Here is a 17,264-nt window from a genome sequence, read left to right as displayed (position 1 = left end):
GTGCCGCCCCGGTGCAGGTTCACGCCGCTTCGAGAGCCGCCTTCACCGCAGCGATCGCGTCTTCGGCCTTCGAGCCGTCCGGGCCGCCGGCCTGAGCCATATCGGGTCGCCCGCCGCCGCCCTGCCCGCCCAATGCCGCGGACGCGACGCGCACCAGATCGATGGCGTTGAAGCGGCCGGTCAGATCATCGGTGACGGCGACGACGACGCTCGCCTTGTTGTCCTCGCCGGCGCCGACAAAGACGACGATGCCGGAGCCGAGCGACTTCTTGCCGGCATCGGCCAACGGCTTAAGATCCTTTGGCGAGACGCCCGATACCGCCTTGCCGAGAAAACCGACACCGGCAATGGTTTCGTTTTCCGCAGGCACACCGGCTGGCGAGCGATCGCCCAGCGCCAGCTTCTTGCGCGCCTCGATCAGCTCCTTTTCGAGCTTCTTGCGTTCGTCCAGCAGCGCCTCGACGCGGGCCGGCACATCGGCCGGCGAAATCTTCAACGCGGCGGCGGCCGCCTTCAACCGCTTGTCTTGTTCGTCGAGATGCTTTCTGGCCGCCTCGCCGGTCAACGCCTCGATGCGGCGCACGCCGGCAGCGACCGCGCTGTCGGACACGATGCGCACCAGGCCGATATCGCCGGTCGCCCTGACATGCGTGCCGCCGCATAGCTCGACCGAATAAGGCCGGTTGGCCTTGGCGCCATGCAAGCCCGTGCCCATCGAAACGACGCGCACTTCATCGCCATATTTCTCGCCAAACAGCGCCATGGCGCCTTCGGCAATGGCGTCGTCGACAGACATCAGCCGCGTGGTTACAGGGCCGTTCTGAACGACGATCTCGTTTGCCATGCGCTCGACCTCTTCGAGCTCGTCCGGCGAGATCGGCTTGTTGTGCGAAATGTCGAAGCGCAGACGCTCGGGCGCGACCAGCGAGCCCTTCTGCGCCACATGGGTACCCAGCACCTCGCGCAGCGCCTCATGGATCAGATGCGTGGCGGAATGGTTCGCGCGCAGCCTGGAGCGACGCGCGTGGTCCACCTTCAGCTCGACGGTCGCGCCCGTCTTGACCGTGCCGTTAGCCACCTTGCCGAGATGGACGAAAAGCCCATCGGCCTTCTTCTGGGTATCGGATATTTCGATCGAGAACCCGTCGCCCGAAATGACGCCGGTGTCGCCCATCTGGCCACCGGACTCGCCATAGAACGGCGTCTGGTTGACAACCACGGCAACGGCGTCACCTTTGCCGGCGCTGTCGACGGTCTTGCCGCCCCTGACCAGCGCTTGGATGAGGCCTTCCGCCTGCTCGGTCTCATAGCCGAGGAACTCGGTGGCGCCGGCGTTCTCGCGCACCGGAAACCATACCGTCTCGGTCGCCACGTCGCCGGAGCCGGCCCAGCTTTTGCGCGCCTCCGCTTTCTGCCGCTCCATCGCCTCGGTGAAGCCGGCAAGGTTGACCGAGATGTTGCGCTGGCGCAGCGCGTCCTGCGTCAGATCGAGCGGAAAGCCATAGGTGTCGTAGAGCTTGAACGCTGTCTCGCCATCCAGCATGTCGCCGGAGGCCAGCTTTTCCGTCGCCTCCGAAAGCAAGCCCAAGCCGCGCACCAACGTCTTGCGGAAGCGCGTCTCTTCCAGCTTCAGCGTTTCGGTGATCATCTGTTCGCCGCGCACCAGTTCCGGGTAGGCTTGGCCCATCTCGCGGACCAGCGCCGGCACCAGGCGCCACATCAGCGGATCGCGGGCGCCGAGCAATTGCGCATGGCGCATGGCCCGGCGCATGATGCGACGAAGCACGTAGCCGCGTCCTTCGTTGGACGGCAGCACGCCGTCGGCGACCAGGAAGCAGGACGAACGCAAATGGTCGGCGATGACACGGAACGATGCGACTGTGCCCGCATCCGGACCCTTGCCAAGCGCCGACGACGCAGCGTCGATCAGGTGGCGGAACAGGTCGGTTTCGAAGACGCTTTCAACCCCTTGCAGGATGGATGCCATGCGCTCGAGGCCCATGCCTGTGTCGATCGACGGACGCGGCAGGTCGACGCGCTCTTCCTTCGTCACCTGTTCGTACTGCATGAACACCAGGTTCCAGAATTCAAGGAAACGGTCGCCATCCTCCTCGGGGCTGCCGGGAGGGCCGCCCCAGATATGCTCGCCACGGTCGATGAATATCTCCGAACACGGCCCGCAAGGTCCAGTGTCGCCCATTGCCCAGAAATTGTCCGAAGTCGCGATGCGGATGATGCGATCGTCCGAAAGGCCGGCGATCTTCTTCCAGTACGAGGCCGCCTCGTCGTCGGTGTGGTAGACGGTGACCAGCAGCTTGTCCTTCTTCAGCCCGAACTCCCTGGTGATCAGGTTCCAGGCAAGCTCTATGGCCCGCTCCTTGAAATAGTCGCCGAAGGAGAAATTGCCGAGCATCTCGAAGAAGGTCAGGTGGCGCGCGGTGTAGCCGACATTGTCGAGGTCGTTGTGCTTGCCGCCGGCGCGAACACTCTTCTGGGCAGTCGTGGCGCGCGAATACGGCCGCTTCTCCAGACCGGTGAAAACGTTCTTGAACTGCACCATGCCGGCATTGGTGAACATCAGCGTCGGGTCGTTGCGCGGGACCAGCGGGCTTGACGCGACGACCTCGTGACCTTCCTTGCGAAAATAGTCGAGAAATGCCGACCGGATCTCGTTGACGCCACTCATGAATACTGCCTTTTCGAGAGAACCGCCGGCTGCCGGCGGAAAATAGACATGGCCTTTTAGCGGTCGCACCGCAGCCTGTCCAGAAACACCAAATGGGCTCAAATCCCGGCTTTCACCAGCGCCTTGAAATGCGTCTGCCTCGCCGTCAAACGCGAACCGCCGGCCCAGGGCCGGCGGTTCGAAACGCATCGATTACGCAAACTCAAAATCAAAACATCAGATCGAAACCTGGCTGAGGCTCAGCGAGGCGTCGCTTGCCCTACATCACCCCAGCGTCGTCCTCGAAACCGTCGTCGCTGCTTTCGGAGCCGCCGTTCTCAAGGAATTTCTCAGCGATCAGCCCGGCATTCTGCCGCAGCGCCAGCTCGATCTCGCGCGCCGTGTCGGGATTGTCGCGCAGGAACAGTTTTGCGTTTTCGCGGCCCTGGCCAAGACGCTGCGAATTGTAGGAGAACCAGGCGCCCGACTTTTCGACCACGCCCGCCTTGACGCCGAGATCGACCAGCTCGCCGGTCTTGGAGACGCCCTCGCCATACATGATGTCGAACTCGACCACCTTGAAGGGCGGCGCCAGCTTGTTCTTGACGACCTTGACGCGGGTCTGGTTGCCGACGACCTCGTCGCGATCCTTGACCGAGCCGATGCGGCGGATGTCGAGGCGGACCGAGGCATAGAATTTCAACGCATTGCCGCCGGTCGTCGTCTCGGGCGAACCGAACATGACGCCGATCTTCATGCGGATCTGGTTGATGAAGATGACCATGGTGTTGGAGCGCGAGATCGAGGCGGTGAGCTTGCGCAGTGCCTGGCTCATCAGGCGGGCCTGCAGGCCGGGCAGCGAATCGCCCATCTCGCCTTCGATTTCCGCCCGCGGCGTCAACGCCGCCACCGAATCGACCACCAGCACGTCGATGGCGCCGGAGCGCACCAGCGTGTCGCAGATCTCCAGCGCCTGCTCGCCGGTATCGGGCTGCGAGATCAGCAGGTTTTCGAGATCGACGCCGAGCTTGCGGGCATAGACCGGGTCGAGCGCGTGCTCGGCATCGACGAAGGCGCAGATGCCGCCCTTCTTCTGGGCTTCGGCCACCGTGTGCAGCGCCAGCGTCGTCTTGCCCGAGCTTTCCGGCCCGTAGATCTCGACGATGCGGCCGCGCGGCAGGCCGCCGACGCCAAGCGCGATGTCCAGCCCAAGCGAGCCGGTCGGCACCGTTTCGATCTCGACGACCTGCTCGTTCGCGCCGAGCCGCATGATCGAGCCCTTGCCGAAGGCACGCTCGATTTGCGACAGCGCCGCATCCAGAGCCTTTGATTTGTCCACCGCTTTGTCCTCTACAAGCCGCAAAGAATTCTGAGCCATGATACATCACCCCGTGGTCGTCAATGGAGGCCGGACAATCCCGCAATCCTTAAAAGAATGTACCTCATTTGTTCTCATTTGTCAATGAGCACCAAGGGTTTGAAAAATAATGCATATCCCTATTTGTTCTATTTTTGTTTCGCAATTATTGCTTCCGATGTGTCTCGCTTCGCATGCGGCGCCGTTGCCGTCACCAACCGAATCGGACCCGCGATTGCAGGGTTCCGCCCGGCGACCTAGTCTCTCCGGGCAACAGCAAAAGGGCATTTTGACGGCATGATCAAATCCCCGACGATCCTGGCCGTGGGCGGCGCCTATATCGAGCGGCGCGGCCGGGTTGCCGGCGCCTTCGTGCCGGCCGCTTCCAACCCCGGCACGATGCGCGAGCATGTCGGCGGTGCCGTCTTCAACGCCTTGCGCTGTGCGGTGCGACGCGGCGCCTCGGCCTCGCTGCTTTCGGTGCGCGGCGGCGATGCCCTTGGCGACACGGTTTTACGCGCCGTCACCGAGGCCGGCATTGCCGACCTGTCGGCGGTGTTCCTCGACCGAGCAACGCCAAGCCATACGATGCTGATCGATAGCGACGGCGGGCTGATCGCCGGCCTTGCCGACATGGTGCTCTACGAGCTGGCGCTTCCCAAGCAGATCCGCCGCGCCAAGGTGCGGGAAGCGATCGGTTCGGCCGACGCGGTGCTGTGCGACGCCAACCTGCCGTCGACCGCGCTGGGGCGGCTGGCGGCACTCGCCGCCGACAAGCCGGTGTTTGCGCTTGCGGTCTCGCCCAATAAGGCGGCGCGGCTGATGCCGGTGCTCGACCGTCTGGCGCTGGCCTTCATGAACCGGCAGGAGGCCGGCGTGCTCGCCGGCGTCGGCATCGATGCTGACGATCAAGGCATCGTCGACGGCCTAAGACGCGCCGGGCTGAAAAGCGGCGTGATCACCGCCGGCGACGAACCAGTGCTCGGTTTCGACGAATTGAGCGCGTTCTCGATCTCGCCACCACCGCCGCTACAAAAGCGGACCGATACTGCCGGCGCCGGCGACGCATTGGCAGGCGCCACGATCGCTGCCCTGCTGCGCGGCCTGACGCTGCGCGCGGCACTGCGCGAAGGCATTGCCGCAGCTATGCTCGTCGTCGAGAGTGCCGCCTTCACCAGCGCTGGCTTTGCCGAAGCGCTGGCGCTCGTGCCCGAGGCGCGGGACCCGGCATGAAGTGCGGCCCGGAATTGCCGAAGCATGACGCAGCCTATTTGCCGGCGCGCCGTCCTGCCTCGTAGGCGCGGCGCGCCCAGATCGCCATCTCGTCGGGATCGTCGAATGCGCTGTCGGGAACGCTCCAATAGGGCATCGACACGAGCTTGCCGTGGCGCGAGCCGGTATAGGTCCATTGACGGCAGCCGGCCGCTTCGAAATCCGGGGCGCTTTCGGCGTCGGCCTTCAGCATCAATTCGCCACGGATGACGATGGCGACGATGACGCCGTCGAAATAGATGCCCTTGCCGCCGAACAGCTTGCGGATGCTGACCGGGCCGAGGCCTTCGAAAAGCTCTTCTATGCGCTCGTTGTCCATGCGGCGATCATGTCACCCGGATTTCCCCTTGTCATCGACGCAACCGGCACCATCCTGACAAGTTCGGAATCAGTTTCATCGGAGTTTCTCATGCCGCTTCTGCTCAAAGGGTCCTGCCGGTGCAATGCCGTGCGTTTCGAGGTGGAAAGCCATACGCCGGTGCCGTTCATGCTGTGCTACTGCTCGATCTGCCGCAAGCAGCAGGGCGGCGGCGGTTTTGCCATCAATCTCGGCGCCGATTACGAGACGCTGAAAATCCAGGGCAAGCGCCATCTCGGCGTCTACCGCGCCGAGATCGAGGACGACGAGCACCCGCAACGCGAGACCTCGACGGGCGAGCGGAACTTCTGCACGAAATGCGGGACGGCACTCTGGCTCTACGATCCGACCTGGCCGGAGCTGGTGCATCCGTTCGCCTCGGCTGTCGACACAGACCTGCCGAAACCGCCGGAGAAGGTGCATCTGATGCTGAAATACAAGGCGAACTGGGTCGAGCCGGATATCGGCAAGGGCGACAAGGTGTTCGACGTCTACCCGAAGGAGTCGATCGCAGACTGGCACAAGCGAACGGGGATGTGGGTGGATTAGCTATTTGCATAGCGCTGAAGGTTTGACGAATTGAATGGTGCGGACGCTGGCGAATAGTGTGCCCAGGGGATGGGCCGAAACCCTGTTCCGTCGTCATCCTGGGGCGGAGCAAGGAGCGAAGCGACGCGCGCAGACCCCAGGATCCATGCCGCGACTTCGGAGCGCTGGTGAGGTGCAGCGTTCTGCTCCGCTGCACCCTTCGGCTGAGGTTACGGCATGGATCCCAGGGTCTCCGCGACGGAGCTTCGCTCCTGCTTCGCCCAGGGATGACGAAGTTGCGAGCCTCAGCCAATCTCGAACGTGTCGAGAGCTAGCGGTTTCCAATCAGGCTGAGGCGCGTGCTTCGGCCAGTGCCTTCAGATCGGCCGGCTTCAATTCGACCGATTCGCCGCAGCCGCAGGCCGAGCTCTGGTTCGGGTTGCGGAAGGTGAAGCCGGTGCGCAGTGTCGTCTGCTCGAAATCCATCTCGGTGCCGAACAGGAAAAGCGCTGCCTCCGGCGCGACATAGACATGGGCGCCATCGCGCTCGATATGATCGTCCTTGGTGTTCGGCTCGGTCACCAGATCGACCGTATATTCCATGCCGGCGCAGCCGCCCTTCTTGATGCCAAGGCGAATGCCATGCGCATTCTCACGGGTCGCGACGATCTCGCGAACCCGGTCGGCGGCCTTTTCGGTCATCGTGATGACGGCGAAGCGTCCCATGTTTTCCTTCTCCATTGCGCGCAGGCTCAAGGCCTGCCGAATGATTCCTCACCTAAAATGGTGAAGTTTTGTACCCGGCGCAAGTGCGCCAGCCTCTGGCTGGTCGGATGCTAGTACCACCCAACCGCCACCTGCGCCTCTTCCGACATGCGGTCGGGCGACCAGGGCGGGTCGAAGGTCATGTTGACCTCGACGCCGGAAACGCCTTCGACGGCGCCGACGGCATTTTCGACCCAACCGGGCATTTCGCCAGCCACCGGGCAGCCCGGCGCGGTCAGCGTCATGTCGATCTTGACCGAGCGGTCGTCCTCGATATCGATCTTGTAGACCAGGCCGAGCTCATAGATGTCGGCCGGAATTTCCGGGTCATAGACCGTCTTCAGCGCCGAGACGATGTCGTCGGTCAGCCGCGCCAGTTCGTCGGCGGGAATGGCCGATCCGGAGACCACCGCATTGGTCGTCGTTTCCAGTGCCGTGCTTTCGGCGGTGTGGCTGGCATCATCCATGATCGTCACCCGAAGAATTTTCGCGCTTTTTCCAGCGCATCGGCCAAAGCATCGACTTCGGCCCTGGTATTATACATGCCGAACGACGCCCTGCATGTGGATGTTACGCCGAAGCGTTTCAACAGCGGCTGCGCGCAATGCGTGCCGGCGCGGACCGCCACGCCCTGCCGGTCGATAACCATCGACACGTCATGGGCGTGGATGCCCTGCAGCTCGAACGAGATGATGGCGCCCTTGCCGGGCGCATCGCCGAAGATGCGCAGTGAATTGATGGCGCGCAGTTTTTGATGCGCATAATCCTTCAGATCCGCCTCGTGCGCGGCGATGCGCTCGCGGCCGATCTTTTCCATGTATTCGAGCGCCGCACCAAGTCCGATCGCCTGGACGATCGGCGGCGTGCCAGCCTCGAAACGGTGCGGCGGGTCGTTGTAGGTGACGATGTCTTGCGTCACCTCCTCGATCATTTCGCCGCCGCCCATGAACGGGCGCATGCGCTCCAGAATATCCTTCTTGCCGTAGAGCACGCCGATGCCCGACGGGCCATAGACCTTGTGGCCGGTGAAGACGAAGAAATCGCAGTCGAGGTCCTGCACGTCGATCGGCATATGCACGGCGCTCTGGCTGCCGTCGACCAGCACCGGAATGCCGCGGGCATGCGCGATGCGCACAATCTCCTTGATCGGCGTCACCGTGCCCAGCGCATTCGACATATGCGTGATAGCGACGAGCCTGGTGCGGTCGGTCAGCCGCTTTTCGAATTCCTCGATGTGGAAGACGCCGAGATCGTCGACCGGCACCCAGACCAGCTTGGCGCCTTGCCGCTCGCGGATGAAATGCCACGGCACGATGTTGGAATGATGCTCCATGATCGAGAGCACGATCTCGTCGCCTTCGCCGATGTTCGGCATGCCGAAACCATAGGCGACCGTGTTGATCGCCGCCGTGGTGTTCGAGGTGAAGACGATGTTGTCGGTGCTCGGCGCATTGAGGAAACGGCGAACCGTCTCGCGAGCCTTCTCATAGGCGTCGGTCGCGGCATTCGACAGGAAATGCAGGCCGCGATGGACGTTGGCATATTCCTGGGAATAGGCGTGCTGGATGGCGTCGAGCACCGCCTGTGGCTTCTGCGCCGAGGCGCCATTGTCGAGATAGACCAGCGGTTTGCCGTAGACTTGCCGCGACAGGATCGGGAAGTCGCGGCGGATCGCCTCGACGTCGTAGGGGATGTTTTCGACTTTCTGGTCCATCACAAGCTCTCTCGAGGCACCGCCTCATTCCGTCCAGCACCCCTCATCCGACCGAGCTTCGCTCGGCCACCTTCTCCCACAAGGGGAGAAGGAAGAGCGCCTCTCCTTCTCCCCTTGTGGGAGAAGGTGGCGCCGAAGGCGACGGATGAGGGGTGTTGGCACCAACCCCTCAGTCACCTCTACCCGTGCGTCAAAAACCAATCGTCGAGTCTCGCTTCAAGCGCCTCGACGATGGCCTCGTCGTCCAGTTCCTCGATCACCTCGGCGACGAAGGCCTTGACCAGCAGGCCGCGCGCGGTCTTCTCGTCGACGCCGCGCGCCATCAGGTAAAACAGATGGCTGTGGTCGATCTCGGTGACGGTCGCGCCATGGCCGCAGACGACGTCGTCGGCGAAGATTTCGAGCTCCGGCTTGGTCGAGAACTCGCCGTCGTCCGACAACAGCAGCGTGTTGCAGGCCATCTTGGCGTTGGTCTTCTGCGCATATTGGTGGACATTGATGCGGCCTTGGAAGACGCCGCGCGCGCTGCCGGTCACCACATTGCGGATGACTTCCGTCGAGGCTGTGTGCGGCACGGCGTGGTCGAGCACCATGGTGACGTCGGTATGGGTGTCGCCGGCGAGCAGATTGATGCCGCGCAGGGTGAATTCGGCGCCCTCGCCGGTCGTCTTCACAACGACCTCCTGGCGCACCAGCTTGCCGCCGGCATTCATGACGAACAGCGTCAGTTTCGAATTCTTACCGAGATGCGCCTTGAACTGGGCGAGATGCGTCGCCGTATCCGGCTGCTCCTGCACGACCAGCCATGTCACTTCGGCGCCCTCGCCAAGCACAAGCTGGCTGACCGAGCTGACCAGTGCCGCCCCCTCGCCCGCCTGGCGTTCGACGATAACAGCGTTGGCGCGGGCACCGACGCGGACGGCCAAGCGTACATGCGTCTGTCCACCGGCCTGCAAATTCTGCATTTCGACCGGCTTGTCCAGTTGGGCACCGTCGGCGATGTCGACGAAATAGCCGTCGGCGACAAAGGCGGTGTTGAGCGCGCCGATGGCATCGTCGCTGCCATAGGAATCCAGCCCCGGGGCGATGCTGCCGTCGGTCAGCTTCTCCGATAGGCGCTGTACCGTGACGCCCTCGACAACAGCCCATTTCGCGCTCGAAACGCCGTTCAGCACCGGTAAAACGCTGGAGCCTTCGACGATCGGCGCAATGGCTTTCGCGACCGCTGCCGGATCGAAGTCCGGCACCGAAGTCAGCAGCCGGCGCAGGTCCGTATAATGCCAGGATTCGACGCGCCGCGTCGGCAGGCCGCCCTTGATCGCCTCGATGGCGTCGTCGCGCTTCAGCATCACCGCGCCGTCGCCGGGCAGCAGCGACAGCCGCTCGCCAAAGGCGTCGATCAGCGCCGTTTCGGCCAATGTTCGCTGGGGTGTCGTGTGCATATTCATCAGTATCGCCTTATTTGGCTTGCCTTCCGGGCCTGCTGGCATCTCACGCGGCTTGCCCGATCACGCCGGCATAGCCATTGGCCTCGAGGTCGAGCGCCAGCGACTTGTCGCCCGACTTGATCACCTGACCCCTGTAGAGCACGTGCACCGTATCCGGCACGATGTATTGGAGCAGGCGCTGGTAATGGGTGATGACGACGATGGCCCGGTCCGGCGAGCGCAGCGTGTTGACGCCGTCCGCGACGATCTTCAGCGCGTCGATATCGAGACCGGAATCGGTCTCGTCGAGCACGCAGAGCTTTGGCTCGAGCAGCTTCATCTGCAGGATCTCGGCACGCTTCTTCTCGCCGCCGGAGAAGCCGACATTGAGCGGCCGCTTCAGCATCGCCATGTCCATGTTGAGCGAGGCCGCCGCTTCCTTCACGCGCTTGAGAAATTCCGGGATCTTCAGCGGTTCCTGGCCGCGCGCCTTGCGCTGCTCGTTCATCGCTACTTTCAGGAATTCCATCGTCGCCACGCCCGGTATCTCCATCGGATACTGGAAGGCGAGAAAGATGCCGGCGGTGGCGCGCTCGGCCGGATCCATTTCGAGGATCGACTGGCCGTTGTAGAGGATATCGCCCTCGGTGACCTCATAGTCCTCGCGGCCGGCGAGGATATAGGACAGCGTCGATTTCCCCGAGCCGTTCGGGCCCATGATGGCGGCGACCTCGCCAGCCCTGACCGTCAGGTTCAGGCCGCGGATGATCTCGGTGCCGTCATCGACGATGCGGGCATGCAGGTTTCTGATTTCAAGCATTCTCTTGCTCTATCGTTCCGTTAACTACATATCGCCGAGCTAGGGCAACGGCGACGTCGCTTTCAAGTTCAGGTGCCAAGTCAAATCGCATACTTCCGTCCTCGACGGCGTCGGCGGGATTCGGCCACCTGGTGATTTCAAAAATCTCAGGGCCGTAGACTGTGATCATCAACTCCGTGCCGTCTTCGCGCCCAGCGCTAATTCGGTTGGCTTCGACTTCGATACTGACGACAACTTTGCTTTCGGCAGCAAAGCTTCGAAGGTAGTTCCCGAGCGACGTTGCCAATTCTCCGCAAATCTGCTCATCGAGGTCGGCCCGATAGTTGTCGGGTAGCTCACCAGAATGCCTGTCAAACTGGTGAACGCGTGCGACCAACGGCGGACCGTTCTCTGCCTCATCGTCACTCACCCCACGCTCCCCTCGAGGCTGATGCCGATCAGCTTCTGCGCCTCGACGGCGAATTCCATCGGCAGCTGCTGGATGACGTCCTTGACGAAGCCGTTGACGATCAGCGCGATCGCCTCTTCTTCCGGGATGCCGCGCTGCATGACGTAGAACTTCTGGTCCTCGGAAATCTTCGAGGTGGTCGCCTCATGCTCGAACTGAGCGGTCGAGTTCTTGGCTTCCATGTAGGGCACGGTGTGCGCGCCGCACTGGTCACCGATCAGCAGGGAATCGCAATTGGTGAAGTTGCGGGCGTTGGTCGCCTTGCGGTGCGCCGAGACCTGGCCGCGATAGGTGTTCTGCGAGAAGCCGGCAGCGATGCCCTTGGAGATGATGCGGCTCGACGTGTTCTTGCCGAGGTGGATCATCTTGGTGCCGCTGTCGACCTGCTGATAGCCGTTCGAGACGGCGATCGAATAGAACTCGCCGCTGGAATCGTCGCCGCGCAGGATACAGCTCGGATATTTCCAGGTGATCGCCGAGCCGGTCTCGACCTGCGTCCACGAAATCTTCGAGCGATGGCCGCGGCAGTCGCCGCGCTTGGTGACGAAATTATAGATACCGCCCTTGCCCTCGGCGTCGCCGGGATACCAGTTCTGCACCGTCGAATATTTGATCTCGGCATCATCGAGCGCGATCAGCTCGACCACCGCGGCATGAAGCTGATTCTCGTCGCGTTGCGGCGCCGTGCAGCCTTCGAGATAGGAGACGTAAGCCCCCTCCTCGGCGATGATCAGCGTGCGCTCGAACTGGCCGGTGTTCTTCTCGTTCATGCGGAAATAGGTCGACAATTCCATCGGGCAGCGCACGCCCTTGGGCACGAAGACGAACGAACCGTCGGTGAACACCGCCGAATTCAGCGTCGCGTAGAAATTGTCGGAGGTCGGCACGACCGAGCCGAGATACTTCTTCACCAGCTCCGGATGCTCGCGGATGGCTTCCGAGATCGAGCAGAAGATGACGCCGGCCTGCGCCAGTTCCTTCTTGAAAGTGGTGACGACGGAGACGGAATCGAACACCGCATCGACGGCGACGCGGCCCGACTTGTAGACGTTGTCGCTGGCTTCCTCGAGCTCCGACGCATCGGTCTTCTGCACGCCGGCGAGGATTTCCTGTTCCCTGAGCGGAATGCCGAGCTTCTCATAGACCTTCAGCAGTTCGGGATCGACCTCGCTGAGCGAAGTCGGCCCCGGCGTGCTCTTGGGCGCGGCGTAATAGTGGAGGTCCTGGAAATCGATTTTGGGATAGTGGACGCGCGCCCATTTCGGCTCGTCCAGCGTCAGCCAGCGGCGATAGGCTTCCAGGCGCCATTCCAGCATCCAGGACGGCTCGTCCTTCTTCGCCGAAATGAAGCGGATAATGTCTTCGCTCAGGCCCTTGGGGGCCTTGTCCATCGCGATTTCGGTCTGGAATCCGTATTTATACTGGTCGACATCGATCTTTCGAACTCGATCGATCGTCTCCTGCACAGCAGGCATCAGCGTTCTCCATCCACGCCGGGGTCAAGGCCCGGCAGTTTTCAAACTATGGCACCGCAAACGAGCACCCATCAGGCACCGGAGGCGGCGTAAGTTTCATATAGTGCGTTCATGCCGGAAATTCACCCGGCCAAATGCGAACGCACGGCTCTACCAGGCCGCAAGGCCCTACATTTCGTCTGCCGCGCTCAGGCGGCTCGTTCCCTGCTTGCCTTTTCCTTACCGGCTTGGCGCGCGACGATCGTCGCCAGCGCCGAACGGAACAGCTCGATATCTTCAGCGCTGGTCGCGTGGCCGACGGACACGCGCAACGCGCCGAGGCCGTCACCATAACCCATGGCTTTCAGCACATGGCTCGGGCCGACCTTGCCCGACGAACAGGCCGATCCCGCCGACAGCGCCACACCGGCCAGGTCGAAGGCAATCTGCGCCGTCTCGGCCTTGATGCCGGCAATAGCGAAGAATGTCGTATTGGCAAGCCTTGGCGCGCCGATCCCGAAGATTTCGGCGTCCGGAACAAGCGTTTTCACGATCGCCTCGATTTCGTCGCGACGCTGCCGCACCGTTTCGATCGTTTGCAAGCCGGCAGACGCCTCGCGCGCCGCCGCGCCAAACCCGGCAATCGCCGCCAGGTTTTCGGTGCCGCCGCGATGGCCTTTTTCCTGGCCACCGCCGCTGACCAGCGGCTTTGGCATCATCAGGTCCGACGCCGCGACAATGGCGCCGACGCCCTTTGAGCCGCCGATCTTGTGCGACGAGAGAATCAGATAGTCTGCGTAACCCGCTGACATATCGAGCGGAATGCGGCCGGCCGCCTGCACGGCATCGACAACCAGGATGCCACCCGCCGCCTTGACGATTTCGGCAATGCGGCCGACCGGCTGGATCACGCCGGTTTCATTGTTGGCAGCGTGGATGGCCACCAGCGGCAAGCCTTCGACCTTGTCATGCTGGACGAGAGCCTCGGCCAAAACGTCGAGCCTGACGACGCCGTCGGCGTCGACGCCGATCCGTGTCACCTGCGCCGCTGGGAAGCGCCCGCCGTTCAGCAGGCAAGGATGATCGGCCTCGGACACATAGAGCCGGCTCATACGGACAGCACCGCGCCCCATCTGCCAGTCCGGCGTCAGCAGCGTCGAGGCCGCTTCCGTCGCGCCGGAGGTGAATACGACATGCTCGGCTTTGGCGCTGACCAGTCGCGCCACGTCGCGCCTGGCATCCTCGATCAGCCGCCGTGCAGCGCGGCCCTCGGCATGGACCGAGGACGGGTTGGCGGCGACGTCGAGCGCAGCGACCACCGCCGCGCGCGCCGAGGCAAGCAGCGGCGCGCTGGCATTGTAGTCGAGATAGGCGCGTGCTCCGGCCATTTCCGTCCAACTGGTCCCTTCAAAAGCCGTTCCGCGAAGATAGCGCGTTATTTCCTTGAAATTGCAAGGCAAGACGTCCTATTTACGCGGCTTGCGGCGTGGGTGGCCGAGCCACAGTCTTTGGCCCCCCAGTTTTGAACAATTCTAAACTAGCTTCTAGAAAGACGCCCGCCCTGCGTCAAGGCCTAGGGAAGACTGGGGCCTAGGGAAGACTGGGGCCAGAGGAAGACTGGGGCCAGAGGAAGAGTTGTTCCGGGCGCCGCGCAAATTTATACCAAGTGGAGTATTTCATGCCTGAGGTCATTTTCACCGGTCCGGCCGGCCGTCTGGAGGGTCGCTATCAGCCCTCGAAGGAAAAGAGCGCGCCGATTGCCATCGTCCTGCACCCGCACCCCCAGTTCGGCGGGACGATGAACAACAAGATCGTCTACGACCTCTTCTACATGTTCCAGAAGCGCAATTTCACCACGCTGCGCTTCAATTTCCGCGGCATCGGCCGCAGCCAGGGCGAGTTCGACCACGGCACCGGCGAATTGTCCGACGCCGCCGCGGCGCTCGACTGGGTGCAGTCGCTGCATCCGGATTCCAAGAGCTGCTGGGTTGCCGGCTATTCGTTCGGCTCGTGGATCGGCATGCAGCTTCTGATGCGCCGGCCGGAGATCGAGGGCTTCATCTCGGTCGCGCCGCAGCCCAATACCTATGATTTCTCGTTCCTGGCGCCATGCCCGTCGTCCGGCCTGATCATCCACGGCGACGCCGACAAGGTCGCGCCGCCCAAGGACGTGCAGGGGCTGGTCGACAAGCTGCACACGCAAAAGGGCATTACCATCACCCAGAAGACCTTGCCCGGCGCCAACCATTTCTTTGCCAACCATGCGGAGCTTCTGATCGAGGAATGCGCCGACTACCTCGATCGCCGGCTGGCCGGGGAATTGTCCGACCCACGGCCGAAGCGGCTGAGATAATCGGCGATGTACCAACCGCCTCACTTCCAGGAAACACGGCAGGACGTCCTGCACGGGCTGATCCGGGCGCATCCGCTTGGCCTGCTGGTGTCGAACGGCGTCGAGGGGCCGGTCGCCAACGCGATTCCCTTTCTTCTAGACGCGGATGTGCCACCGAACGGCAGGCTCCGCGCCCATTTGGCCAAGGCCAATCCGCAATGGCGGCTTTTGGCCGACAATCCCCTGGCGCGGGTGCTGGTCGTCTTCCAGGGCGCCGATGCCTATGTGACGCCGTCCTGGTACGAGACCAAGCGTGAAACCGGCAAGGTGGTACCGACCTGGAACTACGCCATCGTCCAGGTGCGCGGCATCGTCACGGTGATCGAAGACCAGGATTGGCTGGCCGAGCAGATTTCCGATCTGACGATGTCGCAGGAGGGCAGCCGCTCGGCGCCGTGGGCGGTGACCGACGCGCCGGCACCCTTCATCCAGTCGCAGATCAAAGGCATCGTCGGCCTAGAGATCGAAATCACCGAAATCAGCGGCAAATGGAAAGTCAGCCAGAACCGCCCGGCCGCCGACCGCGTCGGTGTCGCCGAGGGGCTCGAGAGCGAGACTGCCGATTCGGCCGATATGGTCCGGCTGGTAAGGTCCTACGGCGGGCTGGACGGCCAGTAATCTGGATTGCTTGCTCGACCGGTTTCAGGCCGGTCGAGGGCTCAATCGACCTTCGTCATCGCCGCCTTGCGCTCGTTGGCGATCAGCCAGAGATTGCGGATATAGATCAACAGGCCCATGGCCTGGCCGGCGATGAACACCGGATCCTGACGCTGGATGGCGTAGATCAGCAGCAGGCCGCCGCCGAACAGCGAAAAGAACCAGAAGGCGATCGGCACGACGCTGCGCTTGGCCTTTTCCGACGCCACCCACTGCACCAGAAAGCGCATGGTGAAGAAGAACTGGGCGACGAAGCCGAGCAGAACCCAGGCATCGAATTGCTTGACGAAAACATCGTGAAGCCAGGTCGCCAATTCCTGAAGCACGTTACCCATGCCTGATTTCCTCTACTTTGGGCATTCTGCGGCGCCTGCGGCGCAGCCACCAGACGCCGGCAAGATCAAGCACGCCCTGCAGGCCGCGATCGAAGATGCCGTAATTCGATTTGCCGTGACGGCGGGAGCGATCGACGACGTCGCAATGGACGACGCGGTAGCCCTCCTGGATGACCAGCGCCGGAACAAAGCGGTGGGTGCCGTCGAAGAACGGCAATTTCCTCAAAATGTCGGTATGGATCGCCTTGAGGCCGCAGCCGGTATCCCGCGTCTCGTCGTGCAGGATGGCCTTTCTCAGCCCGTTGGCGAAACGCGACGCCAGCTGCTTGATCTTGCTGTCGCGGCGCTTCAGACGCTGTCCCTGCGCGGCCCCGACATCGGGACCAGCCTGCCGCAGCGCGTCTATCAACACTGGGATATAACCGGGGTCGTTCTGGCCGTCGCCGTCGATGGTGGCGACGATATCGCCGCGCGCCGCCCAGGCGCCCGAACGCACCGAGAGCGACTGGCCAGCGGATTTCTGATGCCTGAGATGGCGCAGCGGAAACCGGCGAAGCGCTGCTTGTGCGGCAAGCACCGAAGGCGTGTCGTCGGTCGAGCCATCGTCGACGACGATGACCTCGAAGTCGCGCCCGGCCATCGCGGCGCCGATCTCGTCGAGCAGAAGCGGCAGGTTCGCCGCCTCGTTCCGGCAAGGAATGACGATGGATATCTCCGGCATCTCGACTCTGTCATAGGATATGGCATTCGATCGATGCCGTGCGGTCCAGCGGATGAGACCCGTTGGCGGCGCCTCATTACGCCAGCCGAAACGATGACGCAAGCAGGCCGCACGCTTGGGGTTCTCCCTTCTCCCCTTGTTGTGGGAGAAGGTGGCCGCGCGAAGCGCGGTCGGATGAGGGGTGTTCCAGCTTGGCAACGACGGCACTCCGTCCAACACCCCTCAACCGTCTTGGCGCTGCGCGCCAATCCACCTTCTCCCACAAGGGGCTAGCGTGCGCACACATCTGCTTCGGAGAGGTGTCAAGGGAGTTTTGGTTGGGTAGCAGGTTTGGCTTGCGGGGTTGGAATC

17 protein-coding genes are annotated in these 17,264 nt (G+C 62.9%); 4 read left to right on the top strand and 13 right to left on the bottom strand.

The window, feature by feature from the left end:
* Window positions 1–19 precede the first annotated feature (19 nt).
* The gene (gene alaS, locus NKJ28_RS27830; protein WP_352637859.1) at window positions 20–2,686 is read right to left on the bottom strand and encodes an alanine--tRNA ligase; all 2,667 of its coding nucleotides are present in this window, start codon (window positions 2,684–2,686) and stop codon (window positions 20–22) included.
* Window positions 2,687–2,945: 259 nt separating this feature from the next.
* Window positions 2,946–4,043 carry a recombinase RecA gene (gene recA / locus NKJ28_RS27825; RefSeq protein ID WP_023674696.1) on the bottom strand — a complete coding sequence of 366 codons (1,098 nt, stop codon included), beginning with the start codon at window positions 4,041–4,043 and terminating at the stop codon, window positions 2,946–2,948.
* 276 nt (window positions 4,044–4,319) lie between these two features.
* On the opposite strand from recA, the gene NKJ28_RS27820 reads away from it, so the two are divergent.
* Window positions 4,320–5,255 carry a PfkB family carbohydrate kinase gene (locus NKJ28_RS27820; protein WP_352637801.1) on the top strand — a complete coding sequence of 312 codons (936 nt, stop codon included), beginning with the start codon at window positions 4,320–4,322 and terminating at the stop codon, window positions 5,253–5,255.
* Between the two features lie 34 nt (window positions 5,256–5,289).
* Here NKJ28_RS27820 and NKJ28_RS27815 read toward each other — a convergent pair whose 3' ends face one another.
* The gene (locus NKJ28_RS27815) at window positions 5,290–5,613 is read right to left on the bottom strand and encodes a TfoX/Sxy family protein (RefSeq protein WP_023717364.1); all 324 of its coding nucleotides are present in this window, start codon (window positions 5,611–5,613) and stop codon (window positions 5,290–5,292) included.
* Between the two features lie 90 nt (window positions 5,614–5,703).
* Here NKJ28_RS27815 and NKJ28_RS27810 point away from each other — a divergent pair, with 90 nt between their 5' ends.
* The gene (locus tag NKJ28_RS27810) at window positions 5,704–6,201 is read left to right on the top strand and encodes a GFA family protein (RefSeq protein ID WP_352637799.1); all 498 of its coding nucleotides are present in this window, start codon (window positions 5,704–5,706) and stop codon (window positions 6,199–6,201) included.
* Between the two features lie 324 nt (window positions 6,202–6,525).
* Here NKJ28_RS27810 and sufA read toward each other — a convergent pair whose 3' ends face one another.
* From sufA to NKJ28_RS27770, 8 genes are all read right to left on the bottom strand, one after another.
* Window positions 6,526–6,906, bottom strand: coding sequence for a Fe-S cluster assembly scaffold SufA (sufA, locus tag NKJ28_RS27805; RefSeq protein WP_006206001.1), 381 nt, complete (start codon window positions 6,904–6,906; stop codon window positions 6,526–6,528).
* Window positions 6,907–7,016: 110 nt separating this feature from the next.
* Window positions 7,017–7,412: an SUF system Fe-S cluster assembly protein gene (locus NKJ28_RS27800; RefSeq protein WP_352637797.1), complete on the bottom strand. Its 396-nt coding sequence runs from the start codon at window positions 7,410–7,412 to the stop codon at window positions 7,017–7,019.
* 5 nt (window positions 7,413–7,417) lie between these two features.
* On the bottom strand, window positions 7,418–8,659 hold the full coding sequence (locus NKJ28_RS27795) for a cysteine desulfurase (protein ID WP_352637795.1): 1,242 nt from the start codon (window positions 8,657–8,659) through the stop codon (window positions 7,418–7,420).
* A gap of 179 nt (window positions 8,660–8,838) precedes the next feature.
* Window positions 8,839–10,107, bottom strand: coding sequence for a Fe-S cluster assembly protein SufD (sufD, locus tag NKJ28_RS27790; RefSeq protein ID WP_352637793.1), 1,269 nt, complete (start codon window positions 10,105–10,107; stop codon window positions 8,839–8,841).
* Between the two features lie 43 nt (window positions 10,108–10,150).
* On the bottom strand, window positions 10,151–10,906 hold the full coding sequence (gene sufC, locus NKJ28_RS27785; protein WP_023674687.1) for a Fe-S cluster assembly ATPase SufC: 756 nt from the start codon (window positions 10,904–10,906) through the stop codon (window positions 10,151–10,153).
* Window positions 10,899–11,315 (bottom strand): hypothetical protein, encoded by a 417-nt coding sequence (locus tag NKJ28_RS27780; protein ID WP_352590646.1) that lies wholly within the window; start codon window positions 11,313–11,315, stop codon window positions 10,899–10,901. Before NKJ28_RS27780 ends, sufC begins: the two co-directional genes overlap by 8 nt.
* The gene (gene sufB, locus NKJ28_RS27775) at window positions 11,312–12,829 is read right to left on the bottom strand and encodes a Fe-S cluster assembly protein SufB (RefSeq protein ID WP_023674685.1); all 1,518 of its coding nucleotides are present in this window, start codon (window positions 12,827–12,829) and stop codon (window positions 11,312–11,314) included. The genes NKJ28_RS27780 and sufB overlap by 4 nt, the downstream gene beginning before the upstream one ends.
* Before the next feature lie 188 nt (window positions 12,830–13,017).
* Window positions 13,018–14,196, bottom strand: coding sequence for a cysteine desulfurase family protein (locus tag NKJ28_RS27770; protein WP_352590643.1), 1,179 nt, complete (start codon window positions 14,194–14,196; stop codon window positions 13,018–13,020).
* 290 nt (window positions 14,197–14,486) lie between these two features.
* Here NKJ28_RS27770 and NKJ28_RS27765 point away from each other — a divergent pair, with 290 nt between their 5' ends.
* Window positions 14,487–15,161, top strand: coding sequence for an alpha/beta hydrolase (locus NKJ28_RS27765; RefSeq protein ID WP_023674683.1), 675 nt, complete (start codon window positions 14,487–14,489; stop codon window positions 15,159–15,161).
* A 6-nt stretch (window positions 15,162–15,167) separates the two neighbouring features.
* Window positions 15,168–15,818 (top strand): FMN-binding negative transcriptional regulator, encoded by a 651-nt coding sequence (locus NKJ28_RS27760; protein ID WP_023674682.1) that lies wholly within the window; start codon window positions 15,168–15,170, stop codon window positions 15,816–15,818.
* Window positions 15,819–15,859: 41 nt separating this feature from the next.
* On the opposite strand, the gene NKJ28_RS27755 is transcribed toward NKJ28_RS27760, so the two are convergent.
* Both NKJ28_RS27755 and NKJ28_RS27750 read right to left on the bottom strand, forming a co-directional pair.
* Window positions 15,860–16,192, bottom strand: a complete 333-nt coding sequence (locus tag NKJ28_RS27755) for a lipid-A-disaccharide synthase N-terminal domain-containing protein (protein WP_023674681.1) — start codon at window positions 16,190–16,192, stop codon at window positions 15,860–15,862.
* On the bottom strand, window positions 16,185–16,913 hold the full coding sequence (locus NKJ28_RS27750) for a glycosyltransferase family 2 protein (protein WP_031211231.1): 729 nt from the start codon (window positions 16,911–16,913) through the stop codon (window positions 16,185–16,187). Before NKJ28_RS27750 ends, NKJ28_RS27755 begins: the two co-directional genes overlap by 8 nt.
* Window positions 16,914–17,264 lie beyond the last annotated feature (351 nt).

The organism is Mesorhizobium sp. M0145, from assembly GCF_040322355.1.
Lineage (GTDB): Bacteria > Pseudomonadota > Alphaproteobacteria > Rhizobiales > Rhizobiaceae > Mesorhizobium.
This window is presented reverse-complemented; position numbering and strand designations above follow the sequence as displayed.

Coding starts and splice junctions, on each gene's coding strand:
- alaS (WP_352637859.1), bottom strand. CDS start 2,686: ATGAGTGGCGTCAACGAGATCCGGTCGGCATTTCTCGACTATTTTCGC.
- recA (WP_023674696.1), bottom strand. CDS start 4,043: ATGGCTCAGAATTCTTTGCGGCTTGTAGAGGACAAAGCGGTGGACAAA.
- NKJ28_RS27820 (WP_352637801.1), top strand. CDS start 4,320: ATGATCAAATCCCCGACGATCCTGGCCGTGGGCGGCGCCTATATCGAG.
- NKJ28_RS27815 (WP_023717364.1), bottom strand. CDS start 5,613: ATGGACAACGAGCGCATAGAAGAGCTTTTCGAAGGCCTCGGCCCGGTC.
- NKJ28_RS27810 (WP_352637799.1), top strand. CDS start 5,704: ATGCCGCTTCTGCTCAAAGGGTCCTGCCGGTGCAATGCCGTGCGTTTC.
- sufA (WP_006206001.1), bottom strand. CDS start 6,906: ATGGGACGCTTCGCCGTCATCACGATGACCGAAAAGGCCGCCGACCGG.
- NKJ28_RS27800 (WP_352637797.1), bottom strand. CDS start 7,412: ATGGATGATGCCAGCCACACCGCCGAAAGCACGGCACTGGAAACGACG.
- NKJ28_RS27795 (WP_352637795.1), bottom strand. CDS start 8,659: ATGGACCAGAAAGTCGAAAACATCCCCTACGACGTCGAGGCGATCCGC.
- sufD (WP_352637793.1), bottom strand. CDS start 10,107: ATGAATATGCACACGACACCCCAGCGAACATTGGCCGAAACGGCGCTG.
- sufC (WP_023674687.1), bottom strand. CDS start 10,906: ATGCTTGAAATCAGAAACCTGCATGCCCGCATCGTCGATGACGGCACC.
- sufB (WP_023674685.1), bottom strand. CDS start 12,829: ATGCCTGCTGTGCAGGAGACGATCGATCGAGTTCGAAAGATCGATGTC.
- NKJ28_RS27770 (WP_352590643.1), bottom strand. CDS start 14,196: ATGGCCGGAGCACGCGCCTATCTCGACTACAATGCCAGCGCGCCGCTG.
- NKJ28_RS27765 (WP_023674683.1), top strand. CDS start 14,487: ATGCCTGAGGTCATTTTCACCGGTCCGGCCGGCCGTCTGGAGGGTCGC.
- NKJ28_RS27760 (WP_023674682.1), top strand. CDS start 15,168: ATGTACCAACCGCCTCACTTCCAGGAAACACGGCAGGACGTCCTGCAC.
- NKJ28_RS27755 (WP_023674681.1), bottom strand. CDS start 16,192: ATGGGTAACGTGCTTCAGGAATTGGCGACCTGGCTTCACGATGTTTTC.
- NKJ28_RS27750 (WP_031211231.1), bottom strand. CDS start 16,913: ATGCCGGAGATATCCATCGTCATTCCTTGCCGGAACGAGGCGGCGAAC.